Source organism: Janibacter massiliensis (genome assembly GCF_900289115.1).
In the GTDB taxonomy this organism is placed as follows: domain Bacteria; phylum Actinomycetota; class Actinomycetes; order Actinomycetales; family Dermatophilaceae; genus Janibacter_A; species Janibacter_A massiliensis.
Map to the genome: position 1 here is coordinate 2,258,681 of NZ_LT985196.1, position 13,656 is coordinate 2,272,336.

10 protein-coding genes and 1 riboswitch are annotated in these 13,656 nt (G+C 76.2%); of the genes, 5 read left to right on the top strand and 5 right to left on the bottom strand.

Features of this window, described 5'->3' with window-relative positions; all coding sequences use genetic code 11:
* Positions 1–54: 54 nt before the first annotated feature.
* Positions 55–645 carry a histidine phosphatase family protein gene (locus tag DAA34_RS11045; protein ID WP_158707722.1) on the bottom strand — a complete coding sequence of 197 codons (591 nt, stop codon included), beginning with the start codon at positions 643–645 and terminating at the stop codon, positions 55–57.
* A 46-nt stretch (positions 646–691) separates the two neighbouring features.
* Here DAA34_RS11045 and DAA34_RS11050 point away from each other — a divergent pair, with 46 nt between their 5' ends.
* Both DAA34_RS11050 and cobF read left to right on the top strand, forming a co-directional pair.
* Positions 692–2,176 carry a cobyric acid synthase gene (locus DAA34_RS11050; protein WP_106819319.1) on the top strand — a complete coding sequence of 495 codons (1,485 nt, stop codon included), beginning with the start codon at positions 692–694 and terminating at the stop codon, positions 2,174–2,176.
* Positions 2,173–2,976: a precorrin-6A synthase (deacetylating) gene (cobF, locus tag DAA34_RS11055; RefSeq protein ID WP_106819321.1), complete on the top strand. Its 804-nt coding sequence runs from the start codon at positions 2,173–2,175 to the stop codon at positions 2,974–2,976. The genes DAA34_RS11050 and cobF overlap by 4 nt, the downstream gene beginning before the upstream one ends.
* Positions 2,977–2,985: 9 nt before the next feature.
* Here the strand turns inward: cobF and bluB are convergent, their stop codons facing one another.
* Positions 2,986–4,725, bottom strand: a complete 1,740-nt coding sequence (bluB, locus tag DAA34_RS11060; RefSeq protein ID WP_234354220.1) for a 5,6-dimethylbenzimidazole synthase — start codon at positions 4,723–4,725, stop codon at positions 2,986–2,988.
* Positions 4,722–8,396: a cobaltochelatase subunit CobN gene (cobN, locus tag DAA34_RS11065; protein ID WP_106819323.1), complete on the bottom strand. Its 3,675-nt coding sequence runs from the start codon at positions 8,394–8,396 to the stop codon at positions 4,722–4,724. The genes bluB and cobN overlap by 4 nt, the downstream gene beginning before the upstream one ends.
* A 74-nt stretch (positions 8,397–8,470) precedes the next feature.
* Positions 8,471–8,535: riboswitch (cobalamin riboswitch) on the bottom strand.
* A 97-nt stretch (positions 8,536–8,632) separates the two neighbouring features.
* On the opposite strand from cobN, the gene DAA34_RS11070 reads away from it, so the two are divergent.
* Genes DAA34_RS11070 through DAA34_RS11080 form a run of 3 tightly spaced genes read left to right on the top strand, consistent with a single transcriptional unit; the run spans position 8,633 to position 12,002 of the window.
* Positions 8,633–9,772: a cobalamin biosynthesis protein CobG gene (locus DAA34_RS11070; RefSeq protein WP_106819325.1), complete on the top strand. Its 1,140-nt coding sequence runs from the start codon at positions 8,633–8,635 to the stop codon at positions 9,770–9,772.
* Positions 9,769–10,437, top strand: a complete 669-nt coding sequence (locus tag DAA34_RS11075) for a precorrin-8X methylmutase (RefSeq protein WP_106819327.1) — start codon at positions 9,769–9,771, stop codon at positions 10,435–10,437. The genes DAA34_RS11070 and DAA34_RS11075 overlap by 4 nt, the downstream gene beginning before the upstream one ends.
* A complete protein-coding gene (locus DAA34_RS11080; protein WP_106819329.1) occupies positions 10,434–12,002 on the top strand; it encodes a precorrin-2 C(20)-methyltransferase in 1,569 nt (522 codons plus the stop codon). Before DAA34_RS11075 ends, DAA34_RS11080 begins: the two co-directional genes overlap by 4 nt.
* On the opposite strand, the gene DAA34_RS11085 is transcribed toward DAA34_RS11080, so the two are convergent.
* Entirely contained in the window at positions 11,992–12,900 is a 909-nt protein-coding gene (locus DAA34_RS11085; RefSeq protein WP_106819331.1) for an energy-coupling factor ABC transporter ATP-binding protein, read from the bottom strand. The two genes, DAA34_RS11080 and DAA34_RS11085, sit on opposite strands and share 11 nt — an antisense overlap.
* Complete coding sequence (gene cbiQ, locus DAA34_RS11090) at positions 12,897–13,655, bottom strand: cobalt ECF transporter T component CbiQ (RefSeq protein ID WP_106819333.1); 759 nt, start codon at positions 13,653–13,655, stop codon at positions 12,897–12,899. The genes DAA34_RS11085 and cbiQ overlap by 4 nt, the downstream gene beginning before the upstream one ends.
* Position 13,656 lies beyond the last annotated feature (1 nt).

A 13,656-nucleotide genomic window follows, 5' to 3' on the forward strand; every position in this document is an offset into this window, starting at 1 on the left:
GGCGCCCCACGCCCGCCGGGGACGCGGGCTGCGGGGACGTCGGAGCCGCTGGGGTCAGCGGTGCGACGGCACGGAGCGGACCGACCCCGTCGGGACCGGGGCGTCCCAGTCGATGTCCCGCCACCCGCGATCGGCGAGGACGGCGAGCGCGGCCCGGATCGTGTGCTCGTGGCTGACGACGACGAGGTCGCCCGGCCCGAGCCCGGCGACCTCGGTGCGCAGCCACACCGCGACCCGCTCGTGGACCGCCCGCATCGACTCCCCGCCGCCCCACGCGACCTCGCTGACGTCGAGCCCGTCGGGCACCGGCTCGGCCACGAGCTCGGCCGCGACCCGCCCCTCGAGCGACCCCAGGCGCTGCTCGCGCCACGCCGGGTCGAGCCGCACCGGGTCGGTCACCTCGCCCAGCTCGCGCGCGAGCACCTCCGCGGTCTGCACGGCCCGGGTCTGGTCGCTCGATACGATGCGCACGGCACCGGCGTCCACCCGTTCACGCAGCTCCCGCCCCGCCGCCCGGGCCTGCTCCAGCCCGGCTGGGGTGAGCACCGGCTCGCCCGGCCCGGACCACTGGCCCTGCACGCGACCGGCCCGGTGCCACGTCGTCTCGCCGTGACGGACGAGGTGGAGGACGAGGGGGCGGGGCACGGCGGCACCGTAGCCGCCGATCGGCCCGTGCCTAGACTCCCCGGCTGTGAGTGGGCTGCTGGTGACCGGGACGAGCTCCGACGCGGGCAAGTCCCTCGTCGTCACCGGGCTGTGCCGCGCCCTCGCCCGCCGAGGGGTGCGCGTCGCGCCGTTCAAGGCCCAGAACATGTCGAACCACTCGATGGTCTGCCGCGACGGCACGGAGATCGGGCGGGCGCAGTACCTCCAGGCGCAGGCCGCGGGGCTCGAGGCGACCTCGGCGATGAACCCCGTCCTCCTCAAGCCGGGCAGCGACCGGCGCGCCCATGTCGTCCTGCGCGGTCGTCCGGCGGGCGAGCTGCGCGCCGGCGAGTACGCCACGGGCCGCACGCACCTCGCGGAGGCCGCGTTCGCGGCGTACGCCGAGCTCGAGTCGCAGGTCGACCTCGTCGTCTGCGAGGGCGCCGGCTCCCCCGCCGAGATCAACCTGCGCGCCGGTGACTACGTCAACCTCGGGCTCGCGCGCCGCTTCGACCTCCCGACGATCCTCGTCGGCGACATCGACCGCGGTGGGGTCCTCGCCGCCCTCTACGGGACGTGGGCGCTCGTCGACGACGCCGACCGCGCGATGCTGCGCGGCTACGTCATCAACAAGTTCCGCGGCGATGCCGACATCCTCGCGCCGGGGCTCGCCGAGATCACCGCCCGGACCGGGATGCCCTCGTTCGGGGTCCTGCCGTGGCTGACGGACGTGTGGCTCGACTCCGAGGACGCCCTCTCCGTCGGGGCCTGGGGTTCGGCGGGCACGGGCAGCGGCACCGACGACGGGAGCGATGAGAGCTCGCGGCTCCTCGTCGCCGTCGTCCGGCTGCCGCGCACCTCGAACGCCACCGACGTCGACGCCCTCGCCGCCGAGCCCGGGGTCGACGTGCGGGTCACCCGTGATTCCGCGCTCGTGCGCGAGGCCGACCTCGTCGTCCTGCCGGGCTCGCGGGCCACCGTCTCCGACCTTCAGTGGCTGCGCTCGACCGGCCTCGCCGCCGCCGTCACCGACCGCCACCGCCGCGGCGCCCCCGTCCTGGGCATCTGCGGCGGCTACCAGATGCTCCTGTCCGAGATCGTCGACGACGTCGAGCAGGACGGCGGCGCGAGCGGACCCGTGGCCGGGCTCGACCTCCTGCCCGGACGTGTCGTCTTCGGCCCCGAGAAGGTCCTCGCCCGACCGCGCGGGACGTGGCGCGGGCACCCCGTCGAGGGGTATGAGATCCACCACGGCGTCGTCTCCCCGGCCGGCGGCGAACAGGTCCCCGGCGGGCACCGGGTCGGGTCGACCACGGGCACCATCTGGCACGGCACGCTCGAGTGCGACGACTTCCGCCGGGCACTGCTCACCGAGGTCGCCGCGAGCACCGGCTCGTCGTGGACCCCCTGCCGCGACGCTCCCCCGTTCGCCCGCCGGCGGGAGGGGATGATCGACGCCCTCGCCGACGCCCTCGAGGCCCACGTCGACGTCGACGGCATCCTCGACCTCACCACGAAGGGACGCGCATGAGCACGACGCGCCGCATCCACGTCATCGGGATCGGCGCCGGCTCGCCGGAGCACGTCACCGCCCAGGCCGCCGCGGCCATCGCGCAGGTCGACGTCTTCCTGGTCGCCGACAAGGGCGAGAGCACCGACGAGCTCGTCGCGCTCCGGCGGTCGATCTGCGAGCGCTTCGTCCCCGAGGGCCGCGAGTACGAGATCCGCGCCGTGCCCGACCCGCAGCGCGGTGCCGACGCCCCCCGCCGCGGCGAGGCCTACACCGCCGGGGTCCGCAACTGGCACGCCGCCCGGGCCGACCGCTACGCGCAGGAGATCGCGTCCCTGCCCGACGGCGCGGTCGTCGGCTTCCTCGTCTGGGGCGACCCGGCGTTCTACGACAGCACGATCCGCGTCGTCGACGCGATCGGGGAGCGGATGGCCACGGAGGTCACCGTCGTCCCGGGGATCTCGGCGTTCCAGGCGCTCGCGGCCGCCCACGGGGTGGTGCTGCACCGGATCGGCGAGCCGGTCCACGTGACGACCGGGCGCCGGCTCGTCGAGCAGTGGCGCCGGGCGGCGAAGGCCGGGATCGACCTCGGCACGGTCGTCGTCATGCTCGACGGCCACCTCGCGTGCCGGGAGCTCGTCGCCGAGGACCCCGACGCCGAGATCGTCTGGGGCGCCTACGTGGGCATGCCCCAGCAGGAGCTGCGCCGCGGTCGCCTCGCCGACGTCATCGACGAGATCGTCACCCTCCGCGCCCGGCTGCGCGAGCGGCACGGCTGGGTCATGGACGTCTACGCCCTGCTGCCCACCCGCACCGGCTGAGCACGCGCCTCAGCGGGTCCGCGCGACGACCCGACGCATCGCGAGCGTCTGCAGGACGAGGGAGGCGGCCAGGCACGCACCGACGCCCTCTCCCGACCGCAGGCGCAACGACAGCAGCGGCTCGAGGCCGAGCTCGCGCAGCACGAGGGCGTGCGCCTTCTCCCTGCTCACCTGACCGGCGATGAGGTGCCCCTGGACCCCCGGCTCGAGGCGGCTGGCGACCACCGCGGGCAGGGAGGCCGCGAGCCCGTCGAGGACGACGACGCCACCGGCACGCGCGGCGCCGAGGACGACGCCCGTGAGCACGGCGATCTCCGGGCCACCGAGCGCCGCGAGCAGGCGCAGCGGGTCGCTCTCCCCCGACAGCCGCGCGAGGGCACCCTCGACGACGGCGCGCTTCCGCTCGACCATCCCCGCGTCGGAGCCGGCGCCGAGACCGACGACGTCCTCCGGCTGCAGCCCCAGCAGTGCGCACGCGAGAGCGGCGGCGACGGTCGTGTTGCCGATGCCGACCTCGCCGAGGCACACGAGCCCGCGCGCCGCGGTCTCGGCGCCGATCCCCTCGCCGGCGGCGACGAGCGCGCGCGTGTCGGTCTCGGTCATCGCATCCCGTTCGAGGAGGTCGCCCCGCTCCCCGACCCCACGGTGCACCCGGGCGCCGGCGAGCGGGTCGCCGCTGACGCCGGCGTCGACGACGAGCGTCGCCAGTCCCGCGCCGCGGGCGGTCGCCACCCCGAGCGAGGTCCCTTCGACGCTCGCGGTGAGGACGTCGCGGGTCGTGCTCGCCGGGTAGGCGCTCACGCCGTGGGCGGTCACGGGGTGGTCGGCGCCGACGAGGACGAGCGTGCCGGAGGTGAGGTCGGCCCCACCGAGCGCGACGACGCGGTTGGCCGCCCGGTCGAGGACGCCGAGCGACTCCGGCGGGGACAGCAGGGCGTCGGCCTCGTCGGTCGCCGCGACGAGCCGGTCGGCGCTCGGGCCGGGGGCCAGGTGCGACGCGGCCGGCACCGGGGCGTCCGCCGCGTCCCAGCGCTCGCGGACGATGACGTCGTCCAGCGGGAGCTTTCGGCTCCACGCCGCGCGCTGCAGCCCGGGCTCCGGTGGGCGCTCGTCGGGCCAGCCCAGGCACAGCCAGCCGAGCGTCTCGACGCCCTCGGGCAGGTGCAGCAGCGCCGCGAGCTCGTCGGGCTCGAAGAGGGTGACCCACCCCATGCCGAGCCCGTGGGCGCGGGCCGTGAGCCACATGTTCTCGATGGCCGTCGCGCACGACCAGAGGTCGGCGTCGGGGAAGGTGGCCCGCCCGAGGACGCCCGAGGCAGGGGTGCGGCGGTCGCACGCGACGACGACCCCGACCGGGGCCTCGCGCAGCCCCTCGAGCTTGAGGTCGAGCATCCGCGCGGCCCGGTCGGGCAGCAGGCCCGCCGCCTGCTGCAGCCGCGCCCGGTCGGCCAGGTGCGCGGCCTGCGCGCGGGTCCCGGGGTCGGTGACGACGACGAAGCGCCACGGCTGGGAGTGCCCGACGCTCGGCGCCGCGTGCCCGGCCTCGAGGACGGCGCGCAGCAGGTGCTCGGGAACGGGGTCGGGCCGGTAGCGGCGGATGTCCCGCCGCGCCCCGACGACCCGGCGCAGCGCCTCGACGACGTCCTCGCCCATCGCCCAGCCGGCGGGGTCGGCGGCGCGCTGCGCGGCACTCGAGTCGTCCCCGACCGACGGCACGGGGCGGGGGTAGCGCGAGCCCTCCTCGGTCACGCCCCGTCCCCGTCGTCCTCGAGGTCGCCCTCGATCTCGAGGTAGACCTGCTGCATCTGCGCGACGACCTCGGGGTCCGGCTCCTCCCACAGCCCGCGGTCGGCGGCCTCGGACAGCCGCTCGACGACCCCGCGCAGCGCCCACGGGTTCGCCCGGCGCATGAACTCCTGGTTGACCGGGTCGAGGACGTAGTCGCGGGCGATCCGGTCGTACATCCAGTCGTGGACGACGCCCGCAGTCGCGTCGAAGCCGAAGAGGTAGTCGACGGTCGCGGCGAGCTCGAAGGCGCCCTTGTACCCGTGGCGCTGCATCGCCGCGACCCAGCGCGGGTTGACCACACGCGAGCGGAAGACGCGGTTCGTCTCCTCCTGCAGCGTGCGGGTGCGGACCTGGTCGGGGGAGGTCGAGTCGCCGACGTACGCCTTCGGCTCCTGGCCCGTCAGCGCCCGCACGGTGGCGACCATCCCGCCGTGGTACTGGAAGTAGTCGTCGGAGTCGAGGATGTCCGACTCGCGGTTGTCGACGTTCTTCGCCGCCACCTGGATGCGCCGGTAGGTGCGCTCCATGTCCTCGGCGGCGGGTGCGCCGTCGAGGTCCCGACCGTAGGCGTACCCGCCCCACGCGGTGTACACCTGCGCGAGGTCGTCGTCCGAGCGCCAGTTCCCGGACTCGACGACCTGGAGGACACCGGCGCCATAGCTGCCGGGCTTCGAGCCGAAGATCCGGGTGCGGGCCCGGCGGGCGTCACCGTGCTCCGCCTCGTCGGCCCGGGCGTGCGCCCGGACGAAGTTGTCGGCGTCGTCCTCCTCCAGCCCGGCGACGAGCGCGACGGCGTCGTCGAGGAGCGCGATGACGTGGGGGAAGGCGTCCCGGAAGAAACCGGAGATCCGGACGGTGACGTCGATCCGCGGTCGGCCGAGCTCGGCCAGCGGGATCGGTTCGAGACCGGTCACCCGGCGGGACTGCTCGTCCCAGACGGGCGTGACGCCGAGCAGCGCCAGGACCTCGCCGATGTCGTCGCCGGACGTACGCATCGCGGACGTCCCCCACATCGACAGTCCGACCGAGCGCGGCAGCTCGCCGGTCTCCTCGCGGTACCGCGCCAGGAGGGAGTCGGCCATGGCCGTGCCGGTCTGGTACGCCAGCCGCGACGGGATCGCCTTCGGGTCGACGGAGTAGAAGTTGCGGCCCGTCGGCAGGACGTTGACCAGCCCGCGCAGCGGGGACCCGCTCGGCCCCGCCGGGACGTAGCCGCCGTCGAGCGCGTGGAGGACGACGGCGATCTCGCGCGCCGTGCCGGCGAGCCGCGGCACGACCTCCGTCGCGGCGAAGGCGAGCACCCGGGCCACCTCGGCGGCCGGCGCTGCAGCGAGGTCCGGCTCTGCCTCGGCGACGACGTCCGCCGCGGCCTCCGCCTGCCAGCCCGCCGCCGCGAGCCCCTCGACGAGGCGGCGCGCCCGGGCCTCGACGTCGTCGGTCTCGCGGCTCGAGGCGTCCTCGACGAGGCCGAGCGCCGCCCGCAGGCCCGGCACGGCTCCGACCTGCCCCGCAAAGATCTGCGAGGCCCGCAGGACGGCGAGGACGAGGTTGACGAGCTCGTCCCCCTCCGGGGCCTGGCCCAGGACGTGGAGCCCGTCGCGGATCTGCACGTCCTTGATCTCGCACAGCCACCCGTCGACGTGCATGACGAGCTCGTCGAAGCCGTCGGCGTCGTCGAGGTCGACGTCCTCGAGGCCGAGGTCGACGTGCATCTGCGCGGCGTGCAGCAGCTGCCAGATCTCGCCGCGCAGCGCCGGGGCCTTCGCCGGGTCCATCGCAGTGACGTTGCCGTACTCGTCGAGCAGCTGCTCGAGCCGGGCGATGTCCCCGTAGGACTCGGCGCGGGCCATCGGCGGGACGAGGTGGTCGACGACGGTCGCGTGCGCGCGGCGCTTGGCCTGGGTCCCCTCGCCGGGGTCGTTCACGAGGAAGGGGTAGATCAGCGGGAGGTTCCCCAGCGCGGCGTCCGTCCCGCACGCGGGCGACATCGCGAGGTTCTTGCCCGGCAGCCACTCGAGGTTGCCGTGCTTGCCGACGTGAACGACGGCGTGCGCGCCGAACTCCTCCTCGATCCACCGGTACGTCGCGAGGTAGTGGTGGGTGGGCGGCAGGTCGGGGTCGTGGTAGATGGCGATGGGGTTCTCCCCGAAGCCGCGCGGCGGCTGGACGAGGAGGACGACGTTGCCGCGGACGAGGGCGGCGGTGACGATCTCCCCCGCCGGGTCCCGCGTGTCGTCGACGAACACCCGACCGGGCGCCGGCCCCCAGTGCTCGGTCATCCCCTCGCGCAGCTCCTGGGGCAGCGCGTCGAACCACGGCTGGTAGGTCGCGGCAGGGATCCGCACCTGGGCGCCCTCGACCTGCTCCTGGGTGAGCCACTCCTCGTCCTGCCCGCCGGCGGCGATGAGCGCGTGCATGAGCGCGTTGCCGGCTGTCGTGTCGGGCGCCTCGCCCTCGACCTCCGGCAGCGGATCCATCCCGGGGAAGCCGTCCCCGAGGTCGTAGCCCGCCTCGCGCAGCGCCCGCAGCAGGCGGATGGTCGACACGGGCGTGTCGAGGCCGACCGCGTTGCCCAGCCGCGAGTGCTTCGTCGGGTACGCCGAGAGGACGACGGCGATCCTCCGCTCCTGCGGCGGGGTCGACCGGAGCCGGGCGTGGTTGACGGCGATCCGCGCCACCCGCTCGGCCCGCTCGGGGTCGGCGACGTATCGCGGCAGACCCTGCTCGTCCATCTCCTTGAAGGAGAAGGCGACGGTGATGAGCCGCCCGTCGAACTCGGGGACCGCGACCTGCGTCGCGACGTCGAGCGGGCTCATCCCGTCGTCGGAGGCCTGCCAGTCGGCGCGGCTCCACGTGAGGCACAGCCCCTGGAGGATCGGGATGTCGAGCGCGGCGAGCTTCTCGACCTCCCACGCCTCGTCGTCCTCCCCCGCGCCGGCGGCCGCCGGTCGGGTGCCGCCCGCGGCGAGGACGGTCGTCACGAGCGCGTCGAGGGTCCCCAGATGGTCGAGGAGGTCCTGCGGGGCGTCGCGCAGGGAGGCCGCGTGGATGACCTCGCCGTGGCCGCCGGCAGCGTCGATCGCGTCGGCGAGGGCGTGCGCGTACGCGGTGTTGCCCGCGGCGTACTGCGCGCGGTAGATGAGGACGCCGACCTTCGGCCGGGCGCGGCTGTCGGCCGGGGGCGCCGGCTCCTCGCGCTCGAGGACGCCCCACTGCGGGAGCGCCGTCGGCGGCTCGAAGGCCTCGCCGGTGAGCAGCAGCGTGTCGCCGAGGAAGGCGTGCAGCTGGGCGAGGTTGGCCGGCCCGCCCTCGGCGAGGTAGCGGTGGGCCTCGGCGACGACGCCGGCCGGCACCGTCGACAGCTCCATGAGGGCGGCGTCCGGCTCCAGCGTGCCGCCGACGACGACGAGCCGGGCGCCCTGCGCCGCGAGCCGCCGGAACCCGCTGCACAGGTCGTCGGGGGTGCCGAGGATCCGGGCGACGATGACGTCGGCGGAGTCGAGGATCTCGCCCATGTCCGTGTGACCCGGTCGCGACGGGTTGGCGACGACCCAGTCGGCGCCCCGGTCCGCCGCGGCGCGCGCGCTCAGCAGGTCGGTGTCGGACGTGGACAGCAGGGCGAGCTTCGGCACGGGGTCTCCTGGAGCGGGCTGCCTCGGCCCGCGGTCGGCGGGGCACCACGGGGTCGTGGGCCAGCCACCCCGGCGTGTCTGACTCACGAGAACGTCTCGTTCACAGTGGCGGGACCGTCCCGGACTCGCACCGGGTTCCGCCGCGGCGGCCAGGCAGCACCCTAGAGCAGGCGGACCCCTGCGGCCGTCTCCCGGGCGCCCGGTCGCCGGAGCGTCGACGCGTATGCTCCACCGCCGTGACCTCGACGCCACCGGGCCGTGCCGCCACCCGTTCCGGGGGCGACCGGTGCCCGGGGGCGCTGTCCCCCTTCGTCTCCGCCGACGGCGCGATCGTCCGGCTGCGCCTGCCCGGCGGCTGGGTCGCCACCGCCGTGCTGCGGCGCGTCAGCGAGCTCGCCGCGCGCTGGGGGGACCCGCGGATCACCCTCACCTCCCGCGGCAGCGTGCAGGTGCGCGGCCTGCCCGACCCGCAGCCGGCCGAGCTCGTCGCGGGCCTGGCCGCGACCGGGACCATCCCCTCGGACTCGCACGAGCGGGCGCGCAACATCGTCGCCGACCCGCTCGAACCCGACCTGCGCCCGGTCGTCGACCGGCTCGACGCCGCGCTCCTGGCCCGGCCCGAGCTCGCCGCGCTGCCGGGGCGCTTCCTCCTCGCGGTCGCGCGGCCTGGGGGCCCGGCGCTCGGCACGCCGCACGACGTCGCCCTCGTCGTCGATCCCGGGGAGCGCACGGCCCACGTCGTCACCGCCGGTCGCGCGTGGACCGGTCCGCTCGAGGAGGCGGTCGTCGTCCTCACCGAGGCGCTGACCCGCTTCCTCCGGCTGCGCCCCGACGAGCGGACGTGGAACATCGCCGACCTCGACGAGCAGGCGCGCGCCGCCGTCCTGCCCGAGGCGTGCCTTCCCCGCTCAGGTGTGGCCGAGGTCGGCGCCCCGCCCGCGCCGGGTCGGCACGGGGACGCGCTCGTCGCCCACGTCCCGCTCGGCCTCCTGGAGCCCGCGCACGTCGCGGCTCTCGCCGACGTCGCGCCGGAGGTCCAGGTGACCCCGTGGCGCAGCATCGTCGTCCCGACCGCCGCCGAGCACGCGGCCGCCCGGCTCGCCGAGGTCGGTCTCGTCCTCGACCCCACCTCCCCGTGGACCGTCGTGAGCGCGTGCACCGGCGCCCCCGGCTGCGCCCGCACCGACGTCCCGACCCAGGACATCGCTCGTGCCTCGGAGCCAGGGCTCGACCCGGACGGTCCGCCCGTCCACGTCATCGGGTGCGAGCGCGCGTGCGGCCACCCCTCCCGCCTCTACGTGCAGGTCCTGCGCCCCGCGAGCGCGGCGCAGGTCACCGCCGCCCAACGATCCGCCACGCCCACGAGGGCCCGATGACCCTGCTCCAGCCGCCCACCCCGCGGTACGACTACGTCCGCGACGGCCAGGAGATCTACCGGCGCAGCTTCGCCACGATCCGCGCGGAGCTCGACCTCTCGTCCGTGCCCACCGACCTCCACGGCGTGGCCACCCGGGTCGCGCACGCCGCCGGGGACACCGGCATCCTCCCCGACCTCGCCGTGAGCGAGGACCTCGTGCGGTCCGCCCGTACCGCCCTCGCCGACGGCGCACCGATCCTCACCGACAGCCACATGCTCGCCTCGGGCGTCACCCGCCGGCGGCTGCCGGCCGACAACGACGTCGTGTGCACCCTGCGCGACCTGCAGGTGCCCGGGCTCGCCCGCGCCTGGGGCACGACGCGCGCCGCGGCGGCCGTCTCGCTCTGGGGCGACCGGCTCGAGGGCGCGGTCGTCGCCATCGGCAACGCCCCGACCGCCCTGTTCCACCTGCTCGAGATGCTCCACGACGGCGCCCCCCGGCCCGCAGCGATCGTCGGGATGCCCGTCGGCTTCATCGGCTCGGCCGAGAGCAAGGTCGCGCTCGCCGAGCACACCCTGCCCGGCGGCACCGTGCCGTGGGTCGTCGTCCACGGCCGACGCGGCGGCTCGGCGATGGCGGCCGCCGCCCTCAACGCCCTCGCGCACCCGGACGAGCTCGCATGAGCGGGACCGAGCGCGCCCTCCCGGGCCACCTCTACGGCGTCGGGGTCGGCCCGGGCGACCCGGGCCTGATCACCCTCCGCGCCGCGGGTCTCATCGAGAGCGCCGACGTCCTCGCCTACCACCGGGCCGCCCACCGGTCCTCGACCGCTCGCGCCATCGCGGCCGCGCACGTGCGGGGCGGGGTCGTCGAGGAGGAGCTCGTGTACCCGGTGACGACCGGGACGACCGACCACCCCGGCGGCTACTACGGCGCGCTCGCCGACTTCTACGCCGAGTGCGCCGAGCGCCTGCGCGCGCATCTGGCGGCGGGCCGGAGCGTCGTCGTCATCGCCGAGGGGGACCCGCTCTTCTACGGCTCCTTCATGTACGTCCACGACGCGCTGCGGGAGGACTTCCCGACCGAGGTCGTGCCCGGCATCACGGCGATGGCCGCCGCGAGCGCCGCCGTCGGCACGGGGCTGTGCCGCCACGAGGACACCCTCACCGTCCTGCCCGGGACCCTGCCGGTGGCCGAGCTCGCCCGACGGCTGGCCGACACCGACGCGGCCGTCATCATGAAGCTCGGCCGGACCTTCGCGGCGGTGCGCGAGGCGCTGCGGCAGGCGGGGGCGCTCGAGCGGGCGGTGTACGTCGAGGGCGCGAGCCGCGAGGGCCAGCGGGTCCTGCCGGTCGCCGAGGTCGACGCCGACAGCGTCCCGTATATGTCCATCGTCGTCGTCCCCGGCGGGGACCTGCGGGCCGACGCCGCGGGCCGGTCGGCGGTCGCGGCCACGGTGGCTGGCACCGTGCCGGCGGCCGCGAAGGTCCCCGCCGGGACGCCGGGGACCGTCCACGTCGTCGGGCTCGGCCCGGGGCCGCAGCGGTGGCTCACCCCCGAGGCGAGCGCGGTGCTGGCGCAGGTCGAGCACGTCGTCGGCTACGCCCCCTACGTCGCGCGGGTGCCGCAGCGCGAGGGCCTGCAGCGCCACGCCAGCGGCAACACCGTCGAGCTCGACCGGGCTCGCCTCGCCCTCGACCTGGCCCGGTCGGGTGCGTCGGTGGCCGTCGTCAGTGGTGGCGACGCCGGGGTCTTCGGCATGGCCACCGCGGTCTTCGAGGCCCGCGAGGCCGCCGCCGAGGACCCGGGGCACCTCGACGTGCCGGTCGTCGTCCACCCCGGCGTCACCGCCGCGCACGCCGCGTCCGCGCTCGTCGGGGCCGTGCTCGGCGGCGACCACGCCCTGGTCAACCTCAGCGACAACCTCAAGCCGTGGGACGTCCTCGCCGACCGGCTCGCCGCGCTCGTCACCCGGGACGTCGCCGTCGCGCTGTACAACCCGCGTTCCCGCTCCCGCCCCGACACCCTCGGACGCGCCCGTGACCTCCTCGTCGAGGTGGTCGGCCCGCAGCGGGTCGTCGTCGTCGCCCGCCACGTCGGGCGCGAGCAGGAGTCGGTCACGGTGACGACGCTCGGCGAGCTCGACGTCGAGGCGGTCGACATGGGCTGCCTCGTCGTCGTCGGCGCGTCGACGACGATGGTCACCCCCGACGGACGGGTGTGGACCCCGCGGTCGATCAGGCCCTGATCGGGCGCGCTCCCGGGTCGGGGGCCGCGACCGGCGACGCCGATCCGGCGAGCCGCGCCGCAACCTGCTCGACCGTCCGCGGCGGGTCGAGGGGGTCGAGCGCGATCCCGAGCCGCCGCAGCAGCGCCACGGGCCAGGGCAGGTGCAGGCGGGCGGCGGCCAGCAGCGGCTCGTCGGTGAGCGCGTCGACGAGGCTGCCCTGGTGGACGACGTGGTCGGCGACGAGCAGCACCTCGTCCGCCCAGGCCCACGCGAGATCGACGTCGTGCGTCGACAGCACGACCGTCGTCCCGTGCGCCTCGAGCGTGGCCAGCGCGGCGAGCATCTCGTCGACCCCGGCCGGGTCCAGGCCCGCCGTCGGCTCGTCGAGGAGCAGGACGGCCGGTCGCATCGCGAGCGCGCCGGCGATCGCGACGCGCTTGCGCTGCCCGAAGGACAGGTGGTGGACCGGGCGCTCCGCGAGGTCGGTGACGGCGAGCAGGGCGAGCGCCTCGTCGACCCTCCGGCCGATCTCGTCGGCCGGCAGGCCGAGGTTCGTCGGGCCGTAGGAGACGTCGGCGCGGACGTCGGCGCTGAAGAGCTGGTCGTCCGGGTCCTGCGCGACGAGCTGGACCCGCTGCCGGTGGGCGCGCAGGCCCGCCCGGTCGTGGCGCAGCACCTCGCCGCCGGTGACGACGTGCCCCTCGCGCGGCCGGTGCGCCCCGGAGAGCACGCGCAGCAACGTCGTCTTGCCCGAGCCGTTCGCACCGAGGACCGCCGTCCGCACCCCGGTGCCGATGCTCGCGCTGACGCAGTCGAGGACGTCAGGCACGCCGGGGTGGCCGGCGTGGACACCGCGGGCGGCGAGGGCGGTGGCGGCGTCGTCGGGCGGCGACCACGAGCCGAGCCGGTGCGTCATCGCAGGGCCTCCGCGGCCGAGGCCACGCCGAGCCCGGTGACGAGCGCGGCCGCGGCGAGGACGAAGGGGATCGAGACCGGACGGGCGGGCACGAGCGGGACCGAGGCGACCCCGCCACGCCCGGCGAGGCCGTCCTCGAGCCGACCGGCTCGCACCCACGCGCGGACGAGGACGGCCGCGACGAGCCCGCCGATCGAGCGCCGGGCGGCCCGACCCGTCGCGTAGCCGAGGCGGCCGCGCTGCGACTCGCCGATGGCGCGGGCGGCGTCGAGCAGTCCGAAGATCATCCGATAGGTGACGGCCGCGACGTCGACGACGGCGTCGGGGACACCCGCCCGCCGCAGGCCGGCGATCACCTCGACGACCGGGGTCGTCGCCGCGAGCAGCAGCAGCGCGCTCGTCGCGGCCGTGGCCCGCAGCGCCACGAGGAGGGCCGATCCCGCCGCGGCGCGGGTGATCCCGACCGGCCCCGCCCGCCAGAGGTCGTCGGCGGTCGGCCCGCCGACGGTGACGGCGATGGTCAGCGCCCCGACGAGGACGAACGCCAGCGGCCCCAGGAGCGCGGCCCCCCACGCCCGGGCCGGCACCCGGGCGACACCGAGCGCGAGCGTGGTGACGACGGCCCCGACGAGGGCGGCGACGAGCGGCGAGCCCGTCGTCGCGGCGACGAGGAGCAGCCCGAGGCAGAGCACGGACTTCTCGGCGACCGACCGGCGACGCCAGCGGCTCGTCCACGCCGCGTCGTCGAGCCGCACG

Bases quoted from the DNA above. Each gene is read 5' to 3' on its own strand.
- cobF (WP_106819321.1), top strand. From the start codon at position 2,173: ATGAGCACGACGCGCCGCATCCACGTCATCGGGATCGGCGCCGGCTCG.
- DAA34_RS11075 (WP_106819327.1), top strand. From the start codon at position 9,769: ATGACCCTGCTCCAGCCGCCCACCCCGCGGTACGACTACGTCCGCGAC.
- DAA34_RS11080 (WP_106819329.1), top strand. From the start codon at position 10,434: ATGAGCGGGACCGAGCGCGCCCTCCCGGGCCACCTCTACGGCGTCGGG.
- DAA34_RS11085 (WP_106819331.1), bottom strand. From the start codon at position 12,900: ATGACGCACCGGCTCGGCTCGTGGTCGCCGCCCGACGACGCCGCCACC.